This is a genomic window from Thioalkalivibrio sulfidiphilus (assembly GCF_000377945.1).
GTDB lineage: Bacteria > Pseudomonadota > Gammaproteobacteria > Ectothiorhodospirales > Ectothiorhodospiraceae > Thioalkalivibrio_A > Thioalkalivibrio_A sulfidiphilus_A.
Genome location: NZ_KB898942.1, coordinates 32860 through 57964, shown reverse-complemented (window position 1 = coordinate 57964; position 25105 = coordinate 32860). Strand labels below are relative to the sequence as shown.

The 25105-nt window shown below is 66.1% G+C and carries 25 protein-coding genes and 1 other RNA gene; 20 read left to right on the top strand and 6 right to left on the bottom strand.

The window, feature by feature from the left end; translation table 11 throughout:
• Positions 1-134 precede the first annotated feature (134 nt).
• The 11 genes from D580_RS0110110 to hisC all read left to right on the top strand — a co-directional run bounded on the left by D580_RS0110110 (position 135) and on the right by hisC (position 9589).
• Positions 135-743 carry a hypothetical protein gene (locus tag D580_RS0110110; RefSeq protein WP_018954272.1) on the top strand — a complete coding sequence of 203 codons (609 nt, stop codon included), beginning with the start codon at positions 135-137 and terminating at the stop codon, positions 741-743.
• Between the two features lie 96 nt (positions 744-839).
• Positions 840-1673, top strand: a complete 834-nt coding sequence (locus D580_RS0110105) for an ABC transporter ATP-binding protein (protein WP_018954271.1) — start codon at positions 840-842, stop codon at positions 1671-1673.
• Between the two features lies 1 nt (position 1674).
• The gene (mlaE, locus tag D580_RS0110100; protein ID WP_026289887.1) at positions 1675-2457 is read left to right on the top strand and encodes a lipid asymmetry maintenance ABC transporter permease subunit MlaE; all 783 of its coding nucleotides are present in this window, start codon (positions 1675-1677) and stop codon (positions 2455-2457) included.
• Positions 2458-2478: 21 nt separating this feature from the next.
• Positions 2479-2937 (top strand): outer membrane lipid asymmetry maintenance protein MlaD, encoded by a 459-nt coding sequence (gene mlaD / locus D580_RS0110095; RefSeq protein WP_018954269.1) that lies wholly within the window; start codon positions 2479-2481, stop codon positions 2935-2937.
• 22 nt (positions 2938-2959) lie between these two features.
• Positions 2960-3607, top strand: coding sequence for an MlaC/ttg2D family ABC transporter substrate-binding protein (locus D580_RS0110090; protein ID WP_018954268.1), 648 nt, complete (start codon positions 2960-2962; stop codon positions 3605-3607).
• 10 nt (positions 3608-3617) lie between these two features.
• Positions 3618-3929 (top strand): STAS domain-containing protein, encoded by a 312-nt coding sequence (locus D580_RS0110085; protein ID WP_018954267.1) that lies wholly within the window; start codon positions 3618-3620, stop codon positions 3927-3929.
• Positions 3930-4048: 119 nt separating this feature from the next.
• Complete coding sequence (murA, locus tag D580_RS0110080; RefSeq protein ID WP_026289886.1) at positions 4049-5308, top strand: UDP-N-acetylglucosamine 1-carboxyvinyltransferase; 1260 nt, start codon at positions 4049-4051, stop codon at positions 5306-5308.
• 13 nt (positions 5309-5321) lie between these two features.
• Positions 5322-5972, top strand: a complete 651-nt coding sequence (hisG, locus tag D580_RS0110075; RefSeq protein WP_018954265.1) for an ATP phosphoribosyltransferase — start codon at positions 5322-5324, stop codon at positions 5970-5972.
• A gap of 22 nt (positions 5973-5994) precedes the next feature.
• Complete coding sequence (aroG, locus tag D580_RS0110070) at positions 5995-7050, top strand: 3-deoxy-7-phosphoheptulonate synthase AroG (RefSeq protein ID WP_018954264.1); 1056 nt, start codon at positions 5995-5997, stop codon at positions 7048-7050.
• A 141-nt stretch (positions 7051-7191) separates the two neighbouring features.
• Entirely contained in the window at positions 7192-8490 is a 1299-nt protein-coding gene (gene hisD, locus D580_RS0110065; RefSeq protein ID WP_018954263.1) for a histidinol dehydrogenase, read from the top strand.
• A 10-nt stretch (positions 8491-8500) separates the two neighbouring features.
• Positions 8501-9589 carry a histidinol-phosphate transaminase gene (gene hisC / locus D580_RS0110060; RefSeq protein ID WP_018954262.1) on the top strand — a complete coding sequence of 363 codons (1089 nt, stop codon included), beginning with the start codon at positions 8501-8503 and terminating at the stop codon, positions 9587-9589.
• A gap of 202 nt (positions 9590-9791) precedes the next feature.
• On the opposite strand, the gene D580_RS0110055 is transcribed toward hisC, so the two are convergent.
• Entirely contained in the window at positions 9792-10949 is a 1158-nt protein-coding gene (locus D580_RS0110055; RefSeq protein ID WP_018954261.1) for a Do family serine endopeptidase, read from the bottom strand.
• Between the two features lie 234 nt (positions 10950-11183).
• Here D580_RS0110055 and D580_RS0110050 point away from each other — a divergent pair, with 234 nt between their 5' ends.
• From D580_RS0110050 to D580_RS0110020, 7 genes are all read left to right on the top strand, one after another.
• The gene (locus tag D580_RS0110050; RefSeq protein ID WP_018954260.1) at positions 11184-11933 is read left to right on the top strand and encodes a Nif3-like dinuclear metal center hexameric protein; all 750 of its coding nucleotides are present in this window, start codon (positions 11184-11186) and stop codon (positions 11931-11933) included.
• Between the two features lie 203 nt (positions 11934-12136).
• Positions 12137-12733, top strand: coding sequence for a ubiquinol-cytochrome c reductase iron-sulfur subunit (gene petA / locus D580_RS0110045; protein ID WP_018954259.1), 597 nt, complete (start codon positions 12137-12139; stop codon positions 12731-12733).
• Positions 12733-14127: a cytochrome b gene (locus D580_RS0110040; protein WP_018954258.1), complete on the top strand. Its 1395-nt coding sequence runs from the start codon at positions 12733-12735 to the stop codon at positions 14125-14127. The genes petA and D580_RS0110040 overlap by 1 nt, the downstream gene beginning before the upstream one ends.
• Positions 14127-14879 carry a cytochrome c1 gene (locus D580_RS0110035; protein WP_018954257.1) on the top strand — a complete coding sequence of 251 codons (753 nt, stop codon included), beginning with the start codon at positions 14127-14129 and terminating at the stop codon, positions 14877-14879. The genes D580_RS0110040 and D580_RS0110035 overlap by 1 nt, the downstream gene beginning before the upstream one ends.
• A 158-nt stretch (positions 14880-15037) precedes the next feature.
• Positions 15038-15664, top strand: a complete 627-nt coding sequence (locus D580_RS0110030; protein ID WP_018954256.1) for a glutathione S-transferase N-terminal domain-containing protein — start codon at positions 15038-15040, stop codon at positions 15662-15664.
• 13 nt (positions 15665-15677) lie between these two features.
• Positions 15678-16094: a ClpXP protease specificity-enhancing factor gene (locus D580_RS0110025; RefSeq protein WP_018954255.1), complete on the top strand. Its 417-nt coding sequence runs from the start codon at positions 15678-15680 to the stop codon at positions 16092-16094.
• Positions 16095-16324: 230 nt separating this feature from the next.
• A complete protein-coding gene (locus D580_RS0110020) occupies positions 16325-16717 on the top strand; it encodes a hypothetical protein (protein WP_026289885.1) in 393 nt (130 codons plus the stop codon).
• A gap of 156 nt (positions 16718-16873) precedes the next feature.
• Here D580_RS0110020 and D580_RS0110015 read toward each other — a convergent pair whose 3' ends face one another.
• The 3 genes from D580_RS0110015 to D580_RS0110005 form a co-directional block, all read right to left on the bottom strand.
• Positions 16874-18259, bottom strand: coding sequence for an FAD-binding oxidoreductase (locus D580_RS0110015; protein WP_018954253.1), 1386 nt, complete (start codon positions 18257-18259; stop codon positions 16874-16876).
• Positions 18260-18353: 94 nt separating this feature from the next.
• Positions 18354-18710, bottom strand: a complete 357-nt coding sequence (locus D580_RS0110010; protein WP_018954252.1) for a YraN family protein — start codon at positions 18708-18710, stop codon at positions 18354-18356.
• Positions 18707-20614: a penicillin-binding protein activator gene (locus D580_RS0110005; protein WP_018954251.1), complete on the bottom strand. Its 1908-nt coding sequence runs from the start codon at positions 20612-20614 to the stop codon at positions 18707-18709. Before D580_RS0110005 ends, D580_RS0110010 begins: the two co-directional genes overlap by 4 nt.
• Before the next feature lie 97 nt (positions 20615-20711).
• On the opposite strand from D580_RS0110005, the gene rsmI reads away from it, so the two are divergent.
• The gene (rsmI, locus tag D580_RS0110000) at positions 20712-21575 is read left to right on the top strand and encodes a 16S rRNA (cytidine(1402)-2'-O)-methyltransferase (protein WP_155999810.1); all 864 of its coding nucleotides are present in this window, start codon (positions 20712-20714) and stop codon (positions 21573-21575) included.
• Positions 21576-21659: 84 nt separating this feature from the next.
• Here the strand turns inward: rsmI and D580_RS0109995 are convergent, their stop codons facing one another.
• Both D580_RS0109995 and D580_RS0109990 read right to left on the bottom strand, forming a co-directional pair.
• Entirely contained in the window at positions 21660-23387 is a 1728-nt protein-coding gene (locus D580_RS0109995) for a hypothetical protein (protein ID WP_018954249.1), read from the bottom strand.
• Positions 23388-23709: 322 nt separating this feature from the next.
• Positions 23710-24114, bottom strand: a complete 405-nt coding sequence (locus D580_RS0109990; RefSeq protein ID WP_038043555.1) for a type II toxin-antitoxin system VapC family toxin — start codon at positions 24112-24114, stop codon at positions 23710-23712.
• Between the two features lie 544 nt (positions 24115-24658).
• Here D580_RS0109990 and rnpB point away from each other — a divergent pair.
• Positions 24659-25017, top strand: an RNA gene (rnpB, locus tag D580_RS15855) — RNase P RNA component class A.
• Positions 25018-25105: the final 88 nt, after the last annotated feature.

Below are 25105 nucleotides of genomic sequence, written 5' to 3'. Positions count from 1 at the left end.
GAGAAACTCGGGTGTCTTTTCTTTGGTTACTTTCTTTGGACAAGCAAAGAAAGTAACCCGAGCCCCGTGCAACGGGGATCGGAAGCCTTTGACTTAAAAGCTTTCAATGCACGTGAACTGGTACAAACGAACCCATGACAACACCCCCCATCCGCACCCTCACCTTCGGCGCCCTCAGCTGGAACGACCCCCGCCTGATCCAGGCCCTCTACCCCGAGGACACCCCGCCGGACTGGCACCTCTCCTGCTACGCCAGCCATTTCGACACCGTGCTGGTGGCCGAGGCGGACTGGCGCGGGGCGGATCCGGTTGTCTGGCTGGAATCCCTGCCGTCCCAGTTCTGGTTCTACCTGCGGGTGGAGGCGCCGCTGGATGAGGCAGGGCTGGCGCAACTGGTGAGCCTTGTCGAGGGTCTTGGCGACCGGCTGGGTGGCGTCGTTCTGGATGCTCCGGCCGCGTCCGTGGAGGCGACCCTGCGCGCGCGCCTGCCCGCGGTGCCGGTCTTCACGGTGACGGGGCCCGCCGGACCCGGGCGGGTCTGGACGGGGCCGGACAGCCCCTGTCCCTGCGGCATGGTGGGCTGGCTGCGTTTCGAGGTCCGGCCCACGCCCCGGGAGCTGCGCGCGGCGGTGGAGGGGTTCCTGGCCTGCCAGGAGGAGCCCTGGTGCGTGCTGTTTCTGGACGCGCCAGCGGAGACCTTCGAGGATGCGCGGGTGATCGGCCAGCTGTTCGGGGTGTGCTGAGCCGACTTGACTCCTCACCGGGGGCGCCTGAGACTTGCAGGCTTTGTCCGGCGGGAAACCCCGCCATCGGCCCGTGCCGGCATCGCCCACCGCCCCGTGCAAAGGTTTCCGCCCATCGACACGCAGCCCCACAACGACACCCTGGTGGAGATCCGGGATCTGCACTTCTCCCGTGGCGGGCGGCCTATCTTCAAGGGCCTGAGCCTGAAGATCCCCCGGGGCAGTATCACCGCCATCATGGGCCCCAGTGGCACGGGCAAGACCACCCTGCTCAAGCTGATCGGTGGACAACTCAAGCCCGAGCGCGGACAGATCCTGGTGGATGGTGTCGACGTGCACCGCCAGGGGCTCGCGGACCTCTACCGGCTGCGCCGGCGCATGGGGATGCTGTTCCAGAGCGGCGCCCTGCTCACGGACCTGTCCGTGTTCGAGAACGTGGCCTTCCCCCTGCGCGAACACTGCAAGCTGCCCGAGCGGCTGCTGCGCACCCTGGTGCTCATGAAGCTGGAATCCGTGGGCCTGCGCGGTGCCCGTGACCTGATGCCCAGTGAGCTGTCCGGCGGCATGGCGCGGCGCGTGGCCCTGGCCCGGGCCATCGCCCTGGACCCCATGATGATCATGTACGACGAGCCCTTCACCGGCCTGGACCCCATCACCATGGGCGTGATCGTCTCGCTCATCAAGCGCCTCAACGATGCCCTGGGGCTGACCAGCATCCTGGTCTCCCACGACGTGCAGGAGGCCAGTTCCATCGCCGACTACCTGTACCTGATCTCCGACGGTCAGGTGGTGGACGCGGGCACGCCGGATGAACTGGAGACCATCGCCTCCGAGTGGTCGCACCAGTTCCTCAAGGGCCTGCCCGACGGCCCGGTGCCCTTCCATTACCCGGCGCCGGATTACCTCACCGACCTGACGGAGGGGCGCTGAGATGCTGGGGCCTTTGCAGAGGCTGGGGCGCTGGGGCCTGGGGGTGTTCGAGCGCCTGGGGCGCGGCCACCTGTTCCTGCTGCGCATCCTGCTGTCCCTGGGGGTGGCCGTCACCCGGCCACGCCTGGTGATCAAGGAACTCTACTCGGTGGGCGTGCTGTCCCTGCTGATCATCGCCGTCTCCGGCCTGTTCGTGGGCATGGTACTGGGCTACCAGGGCTATATCACCCTGGTGAAGTTCGGCGCCGAGGAGGCGCTGGGCTCCGTGGTGGCCCTGTCCCTGGTGCGGGAACTGGGCCCGGTGGTCACGGCGCTGCTGTTCGCCGGCCGCGCCGGTTCGGCGCTCACCGCCGAGATCGGCCTGATGAAGACCACTGAGCAGCTCTCCGGCATGGAGATGATGGCGGTGGATCCGGTCAAGCGGGTCATCGTGCCGCGTTTCGTGGCGGCGTTCATCTCCCTGCCCCTGCTGGCGGCCATCTTCAGTGCCGTGGCGGTGATGGGCGGTTATTTCATCGGCGTGGGCCTGCTGGGGGTGGACGCCGGTTCCTACTGGTCCCAGATGCAGGCCAACGTGGATTTTTACAAGGACGTGATGAACGGCATCATCAAGAGTCTCGTGTTCGGCTTCGTGGTGGCCTGGATCGCCGTGTTCGAGGGCCACGACACCGTGCCCACCTCGGAAGGCATGAGTCGTTCCACCACGCGCACGGTGGTGCATTCCGCTCTGGCGGTGCTGGCACTGGATTTCATTCTCACCGGCCTGATGTTCGGTGACATCTGACATGCAAGAGGCGATTGCAGCATGACGACACGCACCATCGAGATCGCAGTGGGCATCTTCGTGGCCCTGGGCCTGGCAGGCCTGTTCATGCTGGCCATGCAGGTGAGCAACATCAGCGAATACCGCAACACCGACGGCTACACCGTGCACGCCTACTTCAACAATATCGGCGGCCTGAAGGTGCGTGCGCCGGTGACCGTCTCGGGGGTGCGTGTCGGCCGGGTGACCGCTATCCGCTACGACCCCGAGCGCTACCAGGCCCGGGTGGAGATGACCATCAGCGCCAACCATGACTACCTGCCGGCGGACACCCAGGCGAGCATCTATACCGCCGGTCTGCTGGGTGAGCAGTACATCGCCCTGGAACCCGGCGGCGAGGATGATGTCTTGGTACATGGCAGCGAGATCTACTACACCCAGTCCGCCTTCGTACTGGAAGAGATCATCGGCCGCATCATGGTCAACATGACCACCCATTGATCAAACCGCGAGCGTGATTCCCATGGGAAATGAAAAGTCGGTCGCAGCCTGGCCCCGGGTCATACTGCTGACGTTTGTCCTGATCTGGGCGCCCGCCGCCTTGGCGTCGCCCGGCGACCCGGTCAAGCAGATCAGCGAGTCCACTACCCGGGTGCTGGCGATGCTGCGCGAGAACAGTGAGCGGCTCAAGAGCGACGAGGCCCTGGTCTTCGAGCTGGTGGAGCAGGAGATCCTGCCCTACGTGGATTTCGAGGGCATGTCCCGGCTGATCCTGGCGCGCCACTGGCGCACCGCCACGCCCGAGCAGCGGGAGCGCTTCGTGGAGGCCTTCAAGGACACCCTGGTACGCGCCTATGCCGGCCAGCTGGCCGAGCATGCCGACAAGCGCATCATCGTCAACGAGCGCCGCAGCCGGGTGGACGGCAACCGCGCCACCGTGGCCACCGAGATCGTGGTGGGGCAGGGCCGGCCCAACGTGCCGGTGACCTTCAGTCTGCGCGTGGTGGACGAGCGCTGGAAGGCCTACGACCTGACGGTGGAGGGCCTGAGCCTGGTGACCAACTTCCGCACCAACTTCAACGCCGAGATCGAGCGCCAGGGCCTGGAGAACCTCATCCAGCGCCTGGAGCGGGGCGATCGGGACCTGGTCCAGCAGGCGGCGGAACAGTGAGGCCGGTGCGGTGAGCGAGTCGGCCAGCTTCTCCCTGGAAGGCGACCGGCTGCGGGTCAGCGGCGATCTGGGCCTGGCCAGCGTGGCCGATCTCTGGGCGCGCAGCCGTGCCCTGTTCGAGTCTGGCACACCGCCCCGGCTGGTGGATGTCTCCGCCGTGACCCGGGCGGACAGTGCCGGGGTTGCCCTGGTGGTGGAGTGGTTCGCCATGGCCCGCGCCCGGGGCACGGACCTGCGCATCGAGGGCGTGTCACCCGCCATGGGCGACATCATCCGCCTGGCGGACCTGCAGGAACTGCTGCCCGGCGTCCCGGATTCGTGACCGTCACCCCCTTGCTGCGGGCAACACAGCGGCCTGCGCAGTCCCGTCCGGGCACGAATTTCGCTATCATGGGATTCTTTTTTCACTGATTCCGGCCCCCGGGGCCCCTCGGACCCATGATGGACAAGCTGATCATTCGCGGCGGACAGCCCCTGTCCGGAGATGTACGCATCTCCGGCGCCAAGAACGCCGTGCTGCCCATCCTGGCCGCCACCCTGCTGGCCGACAGCCCCATGACCGTGGGCAACGTGCCGCACCTGCAGGATGTAACCACCACCATGGAGCTGATGGGGCGCATGGGCGCCTCGCTCACCGTGGACGAGCGCATGCGCATCGAGGTGGACCCCACCACCACCCATCACTTCGTCGCCCCCTACGAGCTGGTGAAGACCATGCGCGCCTCCATCCTGGTGCTGGGCCCGCTGCTGGCCCGCTTCGGCCAGGCGGAGGTGTCCATGCCCGGTGGCTGCGCCATCGGCTCCCGGCCGGTGAACCTGCACGTGGACGGGCTGGCCGCCATGGGCGCCGACATCTCCATCGACGCCGGCTATATCCGCGCCCGGGCCGAGCGGCTCAAGGGCGCGCGCATCGTCATGGACATCGTCTCGGTGACCGGCACCGAGAACCTGATGATGGCCGCTGCACTGGCCCGTGGCACCACGGTGATCGAGAACGCCGCGCGGGAGCCCGAGGTGGTGGATCTCGCCAACTGCATCAATGCCATGGGCGGGCAGATCTCAGGCGCCGGCACCGACACCATCGTCATCGACGGCGTGGACAGCCTGCGCGGCTGCCACTACGAGGTGCTGCCCGATCGCATCGAGACCGGCACCTTCCTGGTGGCCGGCGCCATCACCGGCGGCCGGGTGCGCCTGCGCAACACCGCGCCCGGCACCCTGGACGCGGTGCTGGCCAAGCTGGAAGAGGCGGGCGCGCAGCTCAACACCGGCGAGGACTGGATCGAGCTGGACATGGCCGGTCGGCGCCCTAAGGCCGTGAGCCTGCGCACCGCCCCCTATCCCGCCTTCCCCACCGACATGCAGGCCCAGTTCATGGCCCTGAACTGCATCGCCGAGGGCACGGCGGCGATCACCGAGACGGTGTTCGAGAACCGCTTCATGCATGCCCTGGAACTGCAGCGCATGGGCGCGGACATCCGTGTGGAGGGCCACACCGCCCTGGTGCGCGGCGTGCCGCGACTCACCGGCGCGCCGGTGATGGCCACGGACCTGCGTGCCTCGGCGAGCCTGATCCTGGCGGGCCTGGTGGCCGAGGGCGAGACCCTGGTGGACCGCATCTACCACATCGACCGGGGCTATGAATGCATCGAGGAGAAGCTGGCCCAGATCGGCGCCAGCATCCGCCGCGTACCCGGATGAGCGAAGCGACGACATGAGCAACGAGACCCTGACCATTGCCCTCTCCAAGGGGCGCATCTACAAGGACACCCTTCCGCTGCTGGCCGCCGCCAGCATCACCCCGGTGGACGACCCTGAGACCAGCCGCAAGCTGATCCTGGACACCAACCTGCCGGAGGTGAAGCTGGTGGTGATCCGCGCCGCCGACGTGCCCACCTACGTGCAGTACGGCGCCGCCGACCTGGGCGTGTCCGGCAAGGACGTGCTCATGGAGCACGGCGGCGAGGGCATCTACGAGCCCCTGGACCTCGGCATCGCCCGCTGCAAGCTGATGGTGGCCGGCCGGCCCGGCGCCACCGAGACCGAGGGGCGCCTGCGGGTGGCCACCAAGTTCGTCAACACCACCCGGCGTTATTACGCCGAGCAGGGCCGGCAGGTGGAGATCATCAAGCTCTACGGATCCATGGAACTGGCCCCCATCGTGGGGCTGGCCGACTGCATCGTGGACCTGGTGGATACCGGCAACACCCTGCGCGCCAACGGCTTGGTGCCCCTGGAGCACATCGCGGACATCAGCTCGCGGCTGGTGGTGAACAAGGCCTCCATGAAAATGAAATCGGCCCGCATGAAGGACCTGATCCAGCGTCTCGCCGAGGCGGTGGACCAGGCCGCGGCGGCCGCCTGAACCCTGTCTGGAATACCCGATCATGCGCTACCACACCGATGACCTGAGAATCCTGGAGATCCGCGAGGTGTCGCCCCCCGTGCTGGTGCACGAGGAGCTGCCCATCACCGACGAGGCCGCCGCCACGGTGTTCAATGCCCGCGAGGCCATTCACAACATCCTCGCCGGCAGCGACGACCGCCTGCTGGTGATCGCCGGCCCCTGCTCGATCCACGACGTGGACGCGGCCATGGAGTACGCCGGGCGCCTCAAGCGCATGCGCGACAAGCTGGCCGATGATCTGCACATCGTCATGCGCGTGTATTTCGAGAAGCCGCGCACCACCGTGGGCTGGAAGGGGCTGATCAACGACCCCAACCTGGACGGCAGCTTCCAGATCAACAAGGGCCTGCGCCTGGCCCGCGGCCTGCTGCTGGACCTGGCCAAGATGGGCATGCCGGCGGCCACCGAGTACCTGGACCTGATCAGCCCCCAGTACGTGGCCGACCTGGTGGCCTGGGGCGCCATCGGCGCGCGCACCACCGAGAGCCAGGTGCACCGGGAACTGGCCTCCGGCCTGTCTTGCCCCGTGGGTTTCAAGAACAGCACCGACGGCAGTCTGCAGGTGGCCATCGACGCCATCCGTTCCGCGTCGCGCCCGCATCACTTCCTGTCGGTGACCAAGGCGGGCCACTCGGCCATCTTCTCCACCGCCGGCAACAACGACTGCCACATCATCCTGCGCGGCGGGCGCGAGCCCAACTATGACGCGAAGAGCGTGAACCAGGCCGCCGAGCAGCTGAAGGCCGCCGGCCTGCCGCCCAAGCTGATGATCGACTGCAGCCACGCCAACAGCCGCAAGGATCCGAGTCGCCAGGTGGAAGTGGCCCGGGTGGTGGGCGAGCAGCTGGCCGCCGGAGACCGGCGTATCATGGGCGTGATGCTGGAAAGCCACCTGGTGGGTGGCCGCCAGGACGCCGAGGATGGCCGCGAACTGACCTACGGTCAGAGCATCACCGACGCCTGCATGGGCTGGGAAGACAGCGAGCAGGTGCTGGAAGGCCTGGCCGCCGCGGTGCGTGCGCGACGGGAAGCGTGAGGGGTGAGGGGTGAGGAGTGAGGGGCTTGCATCCGCAGCCGGAGGGGTTACGCTCCTCGCCTAACGCCTAACGCCTAACGCCTAACGCCTAACGCCTAACGCCTAACGCCTAACGCCTAACGCCTGACGAACAGAACCGCCATGCCCGCCATCAATCGCCTGAGCACCTCTGACGCAGATTTCCGCCAGCGCCTCGATGAGCTGCTGGCCTGGGAGAGTGTCTCCGACGACGCCGTGTTCACCACGGTGCGCGACATCCTGGCCGACGTGCGTCGCCGTGGCGATGCTGCCGTTCTCGAGTACACACGCCGCTTCGACCGCCGCGAGGTGGCCGAGGCCGCTGATCTCGAGATCCCGCTGTTTCGCCTTGAGCAGGCCTTGACCGCCATCCCGGCGGATCAGCGCAAGGCCCTGGAGACCGCTGCCGCGCGCATCCGCCGCTATGCGGAGCGCCAGAAGCTGGACTCCTGGCAGTACACCGAGGAAGACGGCACCATGCTGGGCCAGCAGGTGACCCCCCTGGATCGCGCCGGCCTGTACGTGCCGGGTGGCAAGGCCGCCTATCCCTCCTCGGTGCTCATGAACGCCATCCCGGCCAAGGTGGCCGGGGTTGAAGAACTCATCATGGTGGTGCCCACGCCCGGCGGCGAGGTGAACGAGCTGGTGCTTGCGGCCGCCGCGGTCGCCGGCGTGGACCGGGTGTTCGCCGTGGGCGGCGCCCAGGCGGTGGCGGCGCTGGCCTACGGCACCGAGACCATCCCCGCGGTGGACAAGATCGTCGGCCCGGGCAACATCTTTGTTGCCACCGCCAAGCGCATGGTCTACGGCACCGTGGGCATCGACATGATCGCCGGCCCGTCCGAGATCCTGGTGGTCTGTGACGGCAAGACCGATCCCGACTGGATCGCCGTGGACCTGTTCTCCCAGGCGGAACACGACGAGGATGCCCAGTCCATCCTGGTCTCGCCGGACGCGCAGTTCCTGGATCGGGTTGAGGAGAGCATGGAGCGCCTCATGGCCGAGATGCCCCGGGAACAGATCATCCGGACCTCGCTTGAGGGCCGCGGTGCCCTGATCCAGGTGAGGGACATGGACGAGGCGGTGGAGGTGGCCAACCACATTGCCCCCGAACATCTGGAACTGTCCGTGGAGGACCCCGAGGATCTGGCCGCGCGCATCCGCCACGCCGGCGCCATCTTCATGGGTCGTTACACCGCCGAGGCCCTGGGTGACTACTGCGCCGGGCCCAACCACGTGCTGCCCACCTCGCGCACGGCGCGTTTCTCCTCGCCGCTCGGCGTATACGACTTCCAGAAGCGCTCCAGCCTCATTCACTGCTCGGCTGAGGGCGCCTCCACCCTGGGACGCACCGCCTCGACGCTCGCCCGGGGCGAGGGTCTGGTGGCCCACGCCCGCTCGGCGGAATACCGCATCAAGTGAGCGCCACGCGATGAAAGACGCCGAGACCCTGGTCGTCCAGTGGGTCCGGCCCGGCATCCGGGCCCTGGCCGCCTATCACGTCCCCGACGCCACCGGCTTCGTTAAACTGGATGCCATGGAAAACCCCTACCACTGGCCGCCGGAACTGGTGGATGCATGGCTCGCGCAGCTGCGTGAGGTGGAACTGAACCGCTACCCGGATCCCCGCTCGCCGCAGCTGATCGAGACCCTGCGCCGGGTCGCCGGCATCCCCGCCGACCAGTCCGTGATCCTCGGCAACGGCTCAGACGAGTTGATCCAGGTGATCATCATGGCGCTCGCCGCCCCCGGCCGGGTGGTGATGTCCGTGGAGCCGAGCTTCGTCATGTACCGCATGATCGCCGGCTACGCGGACATGGCCTACGTGGGCGTGCCCCTGGGCGAGGACTTCAGTCTGGACGTGGATGGCTTCATCCGGGCCATGGAGGAACACCAGCCCGCCGTGGTGTTCCTGGCCTATCCCAACAACCCCACGGGCAACCGCTTTCCCCGCGAGGACGTGGAGGCCGTGATCGAGGCCGCTCCCGGCCTGGTGGTGGTGGACGAGGCCTACGCGCCATTTGCCGATGACAGCTTCCTCAAGGACCTGGGCCGCTATCCGAATCTCGTGGTCATGCGCACGGTCTCCAAGCAGGGACTGGCGGGCCTGCGCCTGGGTTACCTGAGCGGTCCGGCTGAATGGCTCTCGGAGTTCGACAAGCTGCGCCTGCCCTACAACATCAACGTGCTCACCCAGGCCAGCGCCACCTTCGCCCTGGAGCATCACCAGGTGCTCGAGGAGCAGGCCCGGGCCATCCGCCACGACCGGGGCGTGCTCCTGGATGCACTGGCCGCACTGCCGGGCGTGAAGGCCTATCCCAGCGAGGCCAATTTCATCCTGTTCCGCGTGCCGCAGGGGCAGGGCAACCGGGTGTTCCAGGGATTGAAGGACGCCGGCGTGCTCATCAAGAACCTCTCCCCCCAGGGCGGCGTGCTCGCCGACTGCCTGCGGGTAACCGTGGGCCGCCCGGAGGAGAACGCCCGCTTCATGGAGGCGTTGGCAGGGGTGCTGGGCGGTTGACTTTAGGGCAGAAAAGGCAAAGGCCGCCGCAGAGACGCGGGGGCGCAGAGGAACTTCTAAATCACTGGACAGGATCGACAGGATAAAAACGGATTAACAGGATTGAATCTTTATTCCTGTAAATCCTGAAAAATCCTGTTCATCCTGTCCATAAGTACTTTATCTCAGCGCCTCCGCGTCTCTGCGGCGGCCTTGCAAGAGATCAACGCCGCGCCGGACGCGTCCCCACCTGGCTGCGGATCTCCAGTGTCTTGCCGTCGCGGATGCCTTGCATCTCCAGGGTCTCCCCCGGGCGGGCGCGGGCGATGAAGTTCAGGGCGTCCTGGGCGTCGTTGACCCGGTCGCCGCCGATGTGGGTGATGATGTCGCCGGGGCGCAGGCCCGCCTGTCCGGCGGGGCTGTCGCGCAGCACGCCGGCGATGAGCACGCCGCGCCGGTCGCGCAGGCCGAAGGACTCCGCCAGCTGCGGGGTGATCTCCTGGACCTCGATGCCCAGCCAGCCGCGCACCACCTGGCCCTGCTCGATGATCTGGGTCATCACGTCCCGGGCCAGGTCCACCGGGATGGCGAAGCCGATGCCGTGGGAGCCGCCGGAGCGGGTGAAGATGGCGGTATTGATGCCCACCAGTTCACCGTAGGCGTTGATCAGCGCGCCGCCGCTGTTGCCCGGGTTGATGGCCGCGTCGGTCTGAATGAAATCCTCGTAGGTGTTGATCCCCAGGCGGCTGCGTCCGGTGGCGCTCACGATGCCCTGGGTGACCGTCTGGCCCACACCGAAGGGGTTGCCGATGGCCAGCACCACGTCGCCCACCCGCAGGCCTGCGGAGCCGCCGATGGTGATGCTGGGCAGGCCTTCGCTGCCCGGCTGGATGCGCAGCACCGCCAGGTCCGTGTCCGGGTCCGTGCCCACCACCTGGGCCTCCAGGCTGCGGCCATCGGCCAGCATGACCTCGATCTCATCGGCATCGCGGATCACGTGGTGATTGGTGAGCACGTAGCCCTGGGGGCTCAGGATCACGCCGGAGCCCAGGCTGGTCTGGGTGCGCTGGCCGGGGGGTGGCTCGAAACGGTCGCCGAAGAAACGCCGGAACAGGGGGTCTTCCAGGAACGGATGCGCCTGCTGGGTGACGGTCTTGCGGGTATGGATATTGACCACCGCCGGCGCCGCGTGGTCCACGGCATCCGCGTAGGACACGGGGCCTTCCGTGCGCGGTCCGAACGAGCTGCCGTTGCCCTGGCGCAGTTCCACCACCGGCCGGCCGTTGTCGCGCACCAGTTCCGGGAAAAAGGCGAGTACGAGTGCCGCGGCGGCGATGCCGGCGATCACCACCTGGAGCAGGAAGCGGGAGACTTTTGACATGGGGTTTACGATAGCATGAGTGGATGTAAAAAACGTGAGGGGTGAGGGGGGATGGGTTAGGCGTGAAACCACCCTGGCCCTCCCCCATGAAGGGGAGGGGATGGCCCGGATGGGCACTTGCGTCACTGGGGCAGACGTTACGCTCCTCGCCTAACGCCTAACGCCTAACGCCTAACGCCTAACGCCTAACGCCTAACGCCTAACGCCTAACGCCTAACGCCAGAGAGACCACCCATGACCCGCATCCACGAGATCGCCCGCCACGCCGATACCCTGCTCGAGTGCAGCCGTTTCAGCGATTACTGCCCCAACGGGCTGCAGGTGGAGGGCGGACGGCCGGTGCGCAAGCTGGCCAGCGGGGTGACGGCTAGCCGGGCCTTCATCGAGGCGGCCATCGACTGGGGCGCGGATGCCCTGCTGGTGCACCATGGCTACTTCTGGAAGGGCGAGGATGCCCGGGTCACGGGCATGAAGCGGGAGCGGTTGCGTCTGCTGCTGGCCCACGACGTGAGTCTGCTGGCCTACCATCTGCCCCTGGATGCCCATCCGGAGCTGGGCAACAACGCCCAGCTGGCGCGGCGCCTGGATTTCCAGGTGGAAGGCGTGCTGCGCGAGGACGGCATCGGCCTTACCGGCCGCCCGGCCGCGCCCATGGACGGTCAGACCCTGGCGGATGACCTGGCGCAGCGCCTGGGGCGGGCCCCCCTGTGGATTCCCGGCGGCTCCGATTCCATCGAACGCATCGGCTGGTGCACCGGGGCGGCCCAGGGCTTCATCGAGCAGGCGGTGGCCCTGGGGCTGGATGCCTACCTGAGCGGGGAGATCTCCGAACAGACGGTGCACGTGGCCCGGGAGGCGGGCATCCATTATTTCGCCGCCGGTCACCATGCCACCGAGCGTGATGGCGCCCGGGCCCTGGGGGAGCGGCTTGCCGGTGTATTCAAACTTCAGCATGTATTTATCGATATAGAAAACCCTGTGTGAATCAGTTGCTTGGAGAAGCGCCCTTCGCCCAAGCTTGACCTGAACCCCCAGTTCGGGAATCCTATCGCGTCTTATATTGACCCCCCCAAAGGACCGGGCGCGCGCGCAAGCCCCATGAGTGCGCCCCCGCGGATACAAGCCCGGCGCCAGATTCGGGTATCCATAAAGAATTTTGGTGTTTGACTCTCAGTGGGAGACTTGTGATGGCTAACGAAGGCGTTAACCAGGGCCGGCGCCGCTTCCTGGTGGCAGCGACCACCGTGGTGGGCGGTGCAGGTGTTGTCGCGGCGGTCGTGCCCTTTGTCGCGTCCTGGAAGCCGAGTGCCCGTGCCCAGGCGGCCGGCGCCCCGGTGGAAGTGGATGTGTCTCAGGTGGAACCGGGTCAGCTGATCCGCGTGGAATGGCGTGGCCGCCCGGTGTGGATCGTGCGTCGTACCGAGGAGATGCTCGAGGCGCTGCCCACCCTCAATCCGCGGCTTCGTGACCCCGAATCCGAGCTGGAAACCCAGCAGCCGTCCTACGCCCGCAACATCCACCGCTCCATCAAGCCCGAGATCCTGGTGTTGATCGGCGTGTGCACCCACCTGGGTTGCTCACCGGCCTACCGTCCCGAGGTGGCCCCCGATGACCTGGGTCCCGAGTGGCGCGGCGGCTTCTTCTGCGGTTGCCACGGTTCCCGCTTCGACCTGGCCGGTCGCGTATATCGCAACCTGCCCGCCCCCACCAACCTGGTCGTCCCGCCGCATATGTACCTGTCCGAAAACCTGCTGGTCGTGGGTGAGGACGAAGGAGCCGCATGATGAGCAAGCCACTCAACAACCTGGTGGGCTGGATCGACGATCGTTTCCCTCTGACCAAGATGTGGAACGAGCATCTGGCCGAATACTACGCGCCGAAGAACTTCAACTTCTGGTACTTCTTCGGTTCCCTGGCCCTGCTGGTGCTGGTGATCCAGTTCGTCACCGGCATCTTCCTGACCATGTTCTACAAGCCGGACGCGGCCTATGCCTTCGCCTCCGTCGAGTACATCATGCGCGACGTGGAATGGGGTTGGTTCATCCGCTACATGCATTCCACCGGTGCCTCCGCGTTCTTCATCGTGGTGTACCTGCACATGTTCCGCGCGCTGCTCTACGGGTCCTACAAGAAGCCCCGCGAGCTGCTGTGGATCTTCGGCTGGCTGATCTTCCTAGTACTGATGGCCGAGGCCTTCATGGGCTACCTGCTGCCCTGGGGCCAGATGTCCTACTGGGGCGCCCAGGTGATCGTGAACCTGTTCGCCACCATCCCGTTCATCGGGCCGGAGCTGGTAACCTGGATCCGCGGTGACTTCCTGATCTCCGACGCGACCCTGAACCGCTTCTTCGCCCTGCACGTGGTGGCCCTGCCGCTGGTGCTGGTGATGCTGGTGGCGGTGCACATCATCGCCCTGCACGAAGTGGGTTCCAACAACCCCGACGGCGTCGAGATCAAGAAGAACAAGGGCCCCGACGGCAAGCCCGTTGACGGCATCCCGTTCCACCCCTACTACACCGTGAAAGACATCGTGGGTGTGGGCGTGTTCCTGATCCTGTTCTTCGCGGTGGTGTTCTTCGCCCCCGAGGCGGGCGGCTACTTCCTCAAGGCCGCCAACTTCGTGAAGTCCGACCCGCTGGTGACCCCGGACTTCATCCCGCCGGTGTGGTACTACGGTGCCTTCTACACCACCCTGCGCGTGGTGCCTGACCCGTTCCTGGGCGTGCTCACCATGTTCGGCGCGGTGTTCGTGCTGCTGTTCCTGCCCTGGCTGGACCGCAACCCGGTCAAGTCCATCCGCTACCGCAGCCCGGTGCACAAGTTCAACATCATCTTCTTCGGTTTGAACTTCATCGCCATGACCTGGCTGGGCACCCAGCCCACCGACACCACCCTGGTGGAATGGGGTCTGCGCTCCACGCTGGTGTACTTCGTGTTCTTCTTCGTGATCTGGTTCCACAGCCGCGAGCGTTCACTGGTGATGAGCCTGGTGTCCTTCCTGGTGGTGGTGGCGATCTACACCGGCTATGACCTGACCCGTGTCGATTCCGAGACCATGGGCCTGGTCTGGGGTACCTGGCTGTATCCGACCATCTATCTCGCCATTACCCTGCTGCTGCCTGCCTTCGTGCGCGGCCTGGGTAAAGACAAGGCAGTTCCGGAAAGGGTGACCGCGTGATGAAGAAGCTGATCTCCGTAATGATGTTCCTGGCCCTGATGGTGCCTGCCGCGTCCTTCGCGGCGGGCCCCGCCGTGAAGGTGGACAAGGCCAACGTGGACGTGACCAACACGGCCTCCCTGCAGCGGGGCGCGAAATACTTCGTGAACTACTGCATGGGCTGCCACGAGGCCCAGTACATGCGCTACAACCGCATCGGGCGTGACCTCGGCCTGACCGACGACCAGGTGCGTGACAACCTGATCTTCACCCGGGACGAGTTCGGCGACCCGACCCGCGTTGGCGCGCTGATGAAGAATAGCTTCCCGAAGCGTGACGCAGCCGAGGCCTTCGGTACCGCGCCGCCGGATCTGACCCTGGTGGCCCGGGTGCGTGGCGAGGACTGGCTGTACACCTTCCTGCGCAGCTACTACCTGGACGAGAACCGTCCTCTGGGCGTGAACAACACCGTCTTCCCCAACGTGGGCATGCCCCACGTGCTCTGGGAACTACAGGGTTTCCAGCGCAAGGAGGTGGTGGGCAAAGACGCCAGGGGCCATGATGAAGTCCGCTTCGAACTGGTCCAGTCCGGCAGCATGTCACCGGCCGAGTACGACAAGGCGGTGCGTGACATTGTCGCGTTCCTGTCCTACATGGGCGAGCCGATCCAGACGGAGCGCAAGATGATCGGTATCTGGGTGATGCTGTTCCTGATCATTTTCACCATCATCGCCTACCTGATGAAGAAGGAATACTGGAAGGACGTGCACTGAGGCTTTCCGTGCACGGCGGCCGGGCAGGGACGCCCAAGCGCCGCCAGCCGCGTTATAATGCATTGTCGGACCCGACAATGCTCCGCCGGGTCCGCGGCCCCGATCCGATGCGAAGCCGCCATCCTGGGCGGGATTCGCACATCCGATGGAGATAGCCCATGGCGTTGATCGCCACCAGAAGGTCCGTGATGACCCTGTTTTCCGCGCCCCTGTGCGCCCAGAGCCACCGCGTGCGCATCGTGCTCGCGGAGAAGGACATCACCGTCGACATCATCAACATCGATCTCGACGACAAGCCAGAAGACCTGTCCGATCTGAACCCCTACAACACGGTGCCCACCCTGGTGGACCGTGACCTGGCCCTATACGGGCCCCAGGTGATCAGCGAATACCTGGACGAGCGTTTCCCCCATCCGCCGCTGATGCCCGTGGACCCCGTGTCACGCGCCGCTGCGCGCCTGGCCCTCTACCGCATCGAGCGCGACTGGTACAGCGTGGCCGAGGAGGCCGAGGCCAACGGCATGAAGCTGCCCGCCAAGAGCCGCAAGATTCTGCTGGAAAGCCTGGTGGCCTCGGCGGACGTGTTCGCCATCAAGCCCTATTTCCTGAGCGATGAATTCAGCCTGGTGGACTGCGCCATCCTGCCGATCCTGTGGCGTCTGCCCGCCTACGGGATCGCCCCCAAGGACATCCCCAAGCCCATCGCCGACTACTCCAAGCGCCTGTTCGCAAGGCCTTCCTTCAAGCTGAGCCTCACCGAAGCCGAGCGGGAACTGCGCGCCTGAGGCGTGCCGGGACATGTCCGTGACCACGGTGCCCATGACCTCCAGCCGCCCCTACCTGGTGCGCGCCATCTACCAGTGGATCGTGGACAACGGTCTCACGCCCCACCTGCTGGTGGATGCCGCCGGCGACGATGTGCAGGTTCCCCGGGACTACGTGGAGGGCGGGCGCATCGTCATGAACATCGCGCCCATGGCGGTGCAGGGTCTGACCCTTGGCAACGAGGAGATCACCTTCAGCGCCCGCTTCGGTGGCAAGCCCATGAGCGTCCAGATCCCCGTGTACCGGGTGCTCGCCATCTACACCCGTGAGAACGGCCAGGGCATGATGTTTCCCGAGGAGGGTGATGGCGGTCCGTCCTCGCCGGGACCGGGCGGCGAGGGCGGCGGCACGGAAGGCGGCAAGGGCAGCCACCTCAGGGTCGTCAAGTAAGTCGGAAGTTGGAGTTGGGAAGTGGGAAGTTACACCTCCCGCGGCTCCGATCATCAGCACGCCTCGTCGCATCTCCGCAATTGATCTGGCGCGAGTCCGGCGCGAATTCTCTGCAAACACCCCAGTGATTTGTGATGCCCGTGCAGGTTTGGTGCGGGTGCCCTTCCATAATTCACGACAACCGGATGACCTCAAGATCCGTGTTCGTTGACCTCATGGAGGTGTTGATCATGAATCGCAGAACCTTTACCCAATCCCTGCTGGCTGCCCTGGCCCTTGGTTTGGCCGCGCCGTTGACGCTCCAGGCCCAGGAAGAAGAGATCTACGGTCGGCAGATGATGTCCCAGGAGGAAATCCAGGAACACCAGCGCGCCATGCGTACCCTGCGGGGCGAAGAGCGCGAGGCCTATCGCCTCGAACACCACAAGCGCATGCAGGAGCGCGCCCGTGAACGCGGTATGCAGTTGCCCGATGAGCCCCCGCAACGCGGCCCCGGTCAGGGACGCGGTTACGGTCCCGGTTATGGCAGCGGCAGCGGCAGTGGCGCCGGCGGTGCCGGTGGTGGCGCAGGTCCTGGTGACGGCACTGGCCGCGATGCCGGCGGTGCCAGCGGTCCTCGCTGAACAAGCGGCAAGTGGTAAAAAAACGCCGGGCATTTGCCCGGCGTTTTTTTGTGTTTTGAAGGAGCTGTTTTCTGAAGGGTGAGTGCGAAGCCTCGAGATCTTATTACACAAGCACTTCTTCGCGCCTCTGCGCCTCTGCGTCGAATCTTTTGAATGTCAGATATCCGGAAACCCCTTGCCCGGATTCAGGATACCCTTCGGATCGAACTGGCCCTTTATGCGCCGCATCAGATCCAGGGTCTCCGGTTCGATCTCCCGGTCCACGAAGGCGCGTTTCACCAGGCCGATGCCGTGCTCGCCGGACAGGCTGCCGCGCAGTTTCAGCACCAGGGAAAACACCTCGTCCAGGCAGGCGTCGGCGGCCTGCATCTGGACAGGGTCATCCGGGTCCACCAGCAGGTTGACGTGGATGTTGCCATTGCCCGCATGGCCGAAGTTGACGATGGTGATGCCGAAGCGCTGCGAGAGCGCCTCAAGCCCTTCGATGAGCACCGGGATGTGGGAGACGGGGACCACCACGTCCTCGTTGATCTTCTTCGGCGCCACGTTGCGCAGTGCAGGCGAAAGCGCCTTGCGCGTGGCCCACAGGGCCTTGACCTGCGCCTCGCTGCGGGCCACCTCCACGGACAGGGCGCCGTCCACCCGGGCGGCACGGGTCACCGTCTCCGCAGCGCTGTCCACGCAGTCCTCGGGGCCGTCCACCTCGATCATCAGCAGGGCACCGGCCCCCTCCGGCAGGTTCGCCTCGGAGTAGCGACGGATCATCTCGATGGCGCCGCGATCCATGAACTCCAGGGCGCAGGGGATGACCGGCTGGGCCATGATGGCGGCCACTGCGCGGGCGGCATCACCCATGTTTCGGTACACCGCCTGCAGGGTGCGCTTCGCGGCGGGCAGGGGGGTGAGCTTGAGGGTGGCCTCGGTGATCACCGCCAGGGTCCCCTCGGAGCCGATGATCAGGCGCGTGAGGTCATAGCCCACCACGCCCTTGGTGGTGTAGACGCCGGTGCGCAGCAGTCGGCCGTCGCCGCTCACGGCGCGCAGCCCCAGGGTGTTCTCCCGGGGCGTGCCGTACTTCACCGCGCGCGGGCCGGCGGAGTTGTAGGCCAGGTTGCCGCCCACGGTGCAAAAGGCGGCGCTGGTGGGATCCGGGGGCCAGAAGAAGCCATGGGCGGCTGCCGCGTCCTGCACCGCCTGGTTGGTGACGCCGGGCTGCACCACCATGAGCCGGTTGTCCGGGTCGACCTCCAGGATACGGTCCATGCGTTCCAGGGACAGCACCACGCCGCCGCGCACCGGCACGGTGGCGCCGGTGGTGCCGGTGCCACGGCCGCGGGCGGTGAGCGGCACGCCATGTTCGTGACACAGCCTGACCACCGCCTGCACCTGCTCGGCGCCGGTGGCGAAGGCCACCGCCTCGGGCAGTGCCTGCTGGCGGGAGTTGTCGTAGCCGTAGGGCCAGCAGTCGCCGGGCTCGGTGAGCAGCTGATCCGGGGGCAGGGCCTGACGCAGGGCGTCGAGGAGGTCGGGAGATGCGGTCATGGGGGAAGTGTATCTGCTGGGGGTGTGCTGCTGCACTTCTACCCGCTGTTGGGTTTGCACGCGGGCTTCGGATGTTAACGCGAAGTCATCAGCCTCAATCCACCGGAGCATCGAAGGCGTTGCGGATCCAGTCCACCGGTTCGTCGCCTTCCAGGGCCACCACGTCGAAGCGCACGGGGCCGTCGGGCATGCCGCGCACCATCAGGTAGTGCCGGGCGGCGGTGCACAGGCGGTGTTGCTTGCTGGGTGTGATGCTCGCGGCGGCGCCGCCGAAGCGCCGGTTGCGGCGCAGGCGAACCTCGACGAATACCGTGGTCGCGCCGTCACGCATCACCAGGTCGATCTCGCCGCCGCGACAGCGGTAGTTGTGTTCCAGCAGGCGCAGGCCGCGGCCCTCCAGATATGCCAGGGCCCTGGCCTCGCCGCGCCGTCCCTGGCGCTGAGTGCTCATCGGGAGGCCTGTGGACCTGCTTCCGCCAGGGGGGGCGTGAGCACCATGGGGCTCAGCACGCCGCGTCGGAACACCGCCCAGTGCAGCTGGCGGTGCACGCGGCCCGCCTCGTCCAGGTACAGCCTGCCGGTCATGCCGTCGAGGCCTTCGCCGGGGCGCTGGTGCAGGTGGTTGAGCAGGGGCGCGAGGCGCATGGCGTCGTGGCCCAGCGCCACCAGCCGGGGCAGCTGGCGGCTGCCGGGTGACAGGTCCGGGGCCAGGGCGGCGCGGGTGGGCGAAGCCTCGATGGAGGCATCCAGCAGCCAGGGGATCTCGGCCAGAATCAGGCCGTCCAGGTCCGCGTCCGCCTGGGCGTCGCGGTGGCCGGAATAGGCATGGGAGGTGCTCAGCACGGGCAGATCACCGGCGCGATGGAAGCGCAGCTGGGGTGCCAGCAGGCGTGCCTCCCGGGGGGTGCCCACCATGAACACCACGTCCAGGTCCTGGCGGCGCCGGGGTTCGAATTCCAGGTTGCGGCGCACGATGTTCTGCAGCTGGCGGTGGCGGCCCTGGCTGTCGTTGAGCCCCAGTCCCTGGGTGATGGAGGGTGCGTAGTCGGTGGCCTGGGGGGCGTAGAACTGGGCGGAAAGCACCAGCCCGCCCAGTTCCAGGAAGCGTTCGGTGAAGCTGGTGCCGAGCCGTTCGCCCAGCTCGTTGCGCGGCGCCAGGATCAGCGCGTGCAGATGCCCTTCCATGGCGGCGTACTCGGCCACCTGGCGTGCCTCGTCCTCCGGGTTGAGGCCGAACTGGAAGAGCCGCTCGGGCGGGTTGTCCCAGTCCACCTGGTTCAGGGCCAGCATGGGCACGGGCAGGTGATCGCTGGTGGCGAACAGTTCCACGGCTCGGCGGTCCAGGGGGCCGATCACCAGGGTGGCGCCGTCCTGCACCGCCTGGTGATACACGGTCCAGGCGGCCTCCGCCTGTTCGCCGGTGTCATAGAGGCGCAGGCTCGGGCGATCCTCCGCGGGCAGCCGGTAGTAGGCGGCCAGCATGCCCTCGTACACGGCGGTGGAGACCGCCGCCAGGCGCCCGGTCATGGGCAACAGCACGGCGATGCGGTCCGGGTAGCGGCCCAGATCCGCCCATTCACGGCGCAGCCGGGGCAGGAAGTCGCCGGTGGCCGGATGGTTGGGGAAGGCCAGCATCCAGTCCTCCAGGGCCGTCTCCAGGGCCGCCGGACGGGGCGCCGTGCCCCGGGCGACCCGGGCCAGGGCCAGCCAGCCGGCGGTGATCCGGTCCGGGGCTTCGGCCTCGAAGCGCGCCAGGCGGTCACGGTCCTGTTCCAGCAGCCGGGTCCAGAGCGCCTCGCGGTTGGCGGCGATGCCCTGGTAATCGTCCTGCCAGCGTTCCAGGGTGATGTGGGTCTGCACCACGCCCAGCCAGTCGTCCATCAGGCTCAGCACCAGCACGCGGGTCTCCAGCACCTGGCGGGCGAGCGGCGCGGGTCGGCCTTCCAGGTCCGTGGGCAGCAGGGAGAGGGCGCGCCAGGGATCGTCGGACCAGATCGCCAGGCGTGCGCCGGCCACGGCGGCCCGGGTGCTGGCCGGTTCCGGCAGGGGCTGGCGGGTCAGGTCCGCGTAGGCGGTCTCGGCGAGATCCAGGTCCTCGGGCTCGGGGCGATCAGAGAGCAGCAGTTCCAGGCCATGAAGGGTGAACTGGATGCGTTCCTCGCCGCGTAGCCGCTGGGCGTGGGCCAGGTAGAGGCGTCCAGCCTCCTGCAGCTCGCCCGACAGTTCCAGGGACTGGGCCTCGGTGAGGTCCGCCGGCGGCACCACGATCCGGGGTTCGGGCGGCGCACAGGCCGCGAGCACGGCGGTCAGGGCCAGGGCGGGTAACAGGCGGGACAACAGGGCTGATCGGGTCATCGGATACCGGGGTGGTGTTGGGCGGGGGCGACGGGGCGTAGACTGTCGACCCTTCAGATGAATTCAAGGCAGGTCAGTATCTTGGCCGGGGGTGAACGTGTCAATTCAAGCGGCCGCAATTGAGAAGGGCGTCCTGTACGTGGTGGCCACGCCCATCGGCAACCTGGGGGACATGAGCCCCCGTGCTCGGGAGGTGCTCGCCGCCGTGGACCGGGTGGCCGCCGAGGACACCCGGCGCACCGGCGCGCTGCTGACCCACTTCGGCATCAAGGCCAGGCAGATCAGCCTGCACGAGCACAACGAACTGGAGCAGGTGCCTGCCCTGGTGGCGAGGCTGGAGGCCGGCGAATCCATCGCCCTGGTCTCCGATGCCGGCACGCCGCTGATCAGCGACCCGGGCTACCGCCTGGTGGCCGCCGCCCGTGCCGCCGGCATCCGGGTCTCGCCCGTGCCGGGCCCCGTGGCCGCCATGGCGGCCCTGTCGGTGAGCGGGCTGCCTTCGGACCGCTTCGTGTTCGAGGGCTTCCTGCCCGCCAAGGGCGGCGCCCGGCGCCAGCGGCTGGAGGCGCTGGCCGGCGATCCCCGCACGCTCATCTTCTACGAATCCAGCCACCGCATCGCCGACTGCCTGGACGACATGACCGCCGTGCTGGGCGGTGATCGCCGCGCAGTGGTGGCCCGGGAGCTGACCAAGACCTTCGAGCAGGTGCAGGACGGGCGTCTTGCGGAACTGGTCGCCTGGCTTGCGAGCAACGAGGATCACGGCAAGGGCGAGTTCGTGGTGCTCGTCGCCGGTGCTCCGGAGGCAAGCGATGCGGGCGTCAGCCCCGAGGCGGAACGGGTGCTGCGCCTGCTGCTGGCGGAACTGCCGGTGAAGAAGGCGGCGAAGATCGCTGCCGAGATCACGGGGGTGGGGAAGAATCTCTTGTACGCGCGGGCGGTGGAGATGAAGTCGGGGTGAGGCGAAAGGCGAAAGGCGAAAGGCGTAACCGCGACGCAGAGGCGCGAAGGCGCGGAGGGGCGCAAAGAAATGCGAAAGCCTCACTCACAGCCATTTCAGTATTGCATAGAGGGCCAGTACACCACTCAATGGCAATACGGCCGCCAGGATCGCTGCAGTTTGACGCTGCTTGAGCTGGTAGAGCCAGAAGTTGATGTGTCCCAGGTGATGGGTGCGGGCCACAATCGGCTTCAGGGTGTTCTCAGTGGTTTCCTCATCATAGTACGACTTTCCCCGGCCATCGAAGAGCACCACCGTGATGGGGCCGTGGGAGATGTGCATGGGGGAGCTTACGGCGACCTCCGCTGGGATCTGTATCGCTCTTCCGCGATGGTCCCTCAGGTAGAGCAGACCGCCTCTGATGCCGATTCGCGACTTGAGCAGGAGGGAGGCCTGCCACATCAGGGGCAGAATCACTGCAACCAGCACGAGTAACATTGCCATCAGACCGCGGAATGTATAAGGGGAGGCGTCCGCATCCTCGGGTGCCCAGTAGACCTGGGTCGCAATGATCAGGGCGGGTGCGAGCAGGATGCAGGCCATGCCTGCATACAGGGCCCATTGGAGAGGTCTCATGCGTTTTGGGTCGGGTTCGAGCCAGCTCACGCCGGAAAGACGGTCGGCGTTCACGAGCGGTGCGATGCGATTGGACAAGTGAGGGTGTTGCTTCGATCCTGTGCCCATTGTGGCCTGCCACTGCTTCGATAACCGCTCCCTGAGGCTTCCGCTGGCCAGGAGGAGGCCCAGTACCAGGATTCCCGCCAGGGACCAGAGCCCGATATGGCTCAGGGTTGCATAGTGATCACGTTGAGTGCGGAGTTCATCCAGGAGTGTGCCGAACTGTCCGCCCAGAGCGGAGACGCGCAGGTCATTCATATCCACCTGGTGAACGGTCATTCGGGTTGGATCCGTGATGAACAGCGCCCCCTGGTGGTGGGTCATGAACACGGGATCCGCGCCCTCTGGCAGTTCGATACGGGTCAAGGCACGGCCTTCCAGTGAATAGGCCAGAACATCGGCGTCCCGCAACAGGTTGTTCGCCACAATCACCCAGACACGTCCTCTCTCGTCAAAGGCAAAGGCAGTCGGCCAGATACGTGTCCTGCGCGCGTCGGGATGACCGATGACTTCGATACTGCCGAGCATCTCGCCGCGCACTTCATTGACATGATAGGCGCTGAGGCGGTGGTGATTGGTATCGGCAACCCAGAGTTGCCCGTTGTGCCATGACAGCTGGTTCGGAAATCGCAGGCCTGCCGTGATGTCCAGAGGGGTGGGTTCGGGGTTCCTCAAGTCCTGCACTCGCAGGATGCGATGACCGCTGGTGTCGGCGATCATCAGCGTGCCATCCGGACCGTGCAGGAGCTTGTAGGCCCGCCCCTCGGGCAGTTGGCCTGGATCCAGAAGCGTGTCGCAATCTGAGGTCTCAAGACGGCATTGTCTGACCGTGGATGGCCGGCTCGATGCCAGCAGGACCGAACCATCGGGCAGGCCATGCAGGTCAGTCAGATTGTTGGCATAGCCGAGCTGACTGAGGTCGTGGCGCGAGAGGATCTCACCGGACGGTGAGATGCGGTAGAGTGCATCGCCGTTGTTGATCAGCAGGGCGTCGCCCAATTGTGTGATCTGCTGGGGGCCGCCATACAGGGATTTGTGGTGCTCTGCCCAGAAGCGCAATCCCAGCGCGGCGAACACCAGGAGGATCAGCAGCAGGGCAAGGAGGTTGTTCCGATGGCTGTCAGCCCCAAAACCGAGTCGTTTGCCAGCGCCCATGATCCTGCCTCCTGCGAGTTGGGTTTGCGAATTCCTTACGCTGCTCTGTGAATAGTAGTGACTTATCCCGCCTAGGTATGCAAGGAGTGTAGGATTAGAGCCGGTTTAGGTTTAGGACACCCTTCATCCCGACCCCGGCGGCCAGAAGGACAAGAATTGATCTGAGCATTGGCAACTCCCATGTGAAACGAACAGGACTTCATATGGTAACGGGCGATCGGATGATGCCGATGCATCCCGGAATATTCCTTTCCTTCATCTGTTTGCTGTTGTGGCGGTGGCCCGTGACGTTCAGAGTGGGGCGGTGCGGGTGCTGTTGTGATCACCCTGGTCTGAAGACCCGGAGTGTCAGGCCGTCCACCGGTCGATAGTGCTTGTCGTTGGCCGTGAGCAGATCCAGGCCGTGTTCGAGGGCGGTGGCGGCGATCAGGGCATCCGCTAGTTGCATGGCGTTTGCCAGCGCATGCTGCTCCACCAGGAAGGTGGCGCGGGCGGAAATGCTTTCATTGATATGGATGATGGGGGCGCGCCAGAAGTGCAGCGCCTGGCGCAGCGCTTTCAGTTCGCGCTTGTCGCGCATGCCCTGCACCAGTTCCATGTAGCTGACGGCCGAGATGGAAAAGCCAGGCTGGTTGTCGAGCAGTTCGGCAGCCCTGGGGTTGCCGCGTAGGTTCCAGATCAGGACGTCCGTGTCCACTAGTGTCCTGTCTGATAAATATCTTGTCATTCAGCGCGGCTGTGCGGGCGTGTGGCTAGGCACGCTTGCGCAGGAATGGCCACCCCCATTTCAAGCAAGCGTAACAACGCCACACGCCCGCACAGCCGCGCCCGCAGGGAGCCTCGCAAAAGCGCCAATGCGGCGTTGCGCACCTTGCCAAGGGCTTGCCATTGGCTGCGGTGCGCGCCTTGCCTTGGCGCTTTTGCGAGGCTCTGAATGGCAAGATATTTATCAGACAGGACACTAGCATCAGGGCAGTTCCCTTCCTTGTCGCAGGCTGCGGACCTGTGCGTCCACATCCTCGTCACGATCCTGCCACAGGCCGAAAGCCGGGTTGCGAGCACGGTTTAGGACACCCATCATCCCGACCCAGTCAGCTGCGCACGTGCCTTCGCGGCCTTTGCGGTGCGCTTTCCCCTGGCTTATCGATGCCGTGCTGCGGGCCGGTCCCATGGAGGCCGGGATCGAATCCGGCAACAGCCTTCGCCCGTCCCAATTCCAACTTCCCACTTTTCCCTTGTAACTTTCCCGTTCCCACGTACTCTAATGCTCCGGAGTCGGCCGGACAGTCGCTGCGATCTTTGTATCGTGGAGGAAAGTCCGGGCTCCATAGGGCAGGGTGCCAGGTAACGCCTGGGCGGCGCGAGCCGACGGAAAGTGCCACAGAAAACATACCGCCGATGGCCCGGACCCGTTCCGTGATCAGGTAAGGGTGAAAAGGTGCGGTAAGAGCGCACCGCGCGGGTGGCAACACTTCGCGGCACGGTAAACCCCACCCGGAGCAAGGCCAAATAGGGGTGCATTGGTGTGGCCCGCACTGCACCCGGGTAGGCTGCTCGAGGCGCGCGGTGACGCGCGTCCCAGATGAATGACTGTCCCAGACAGAACCCGGCTTACAGGCCGACTCCCCATTTTTCCCCACCGAAGCGAAGCCCGATCCCTGAACCGGGGTCGGGCTTCGCTGTTTTTCGGGCCCCGAACTTAAAGTGAATTGTGAGCT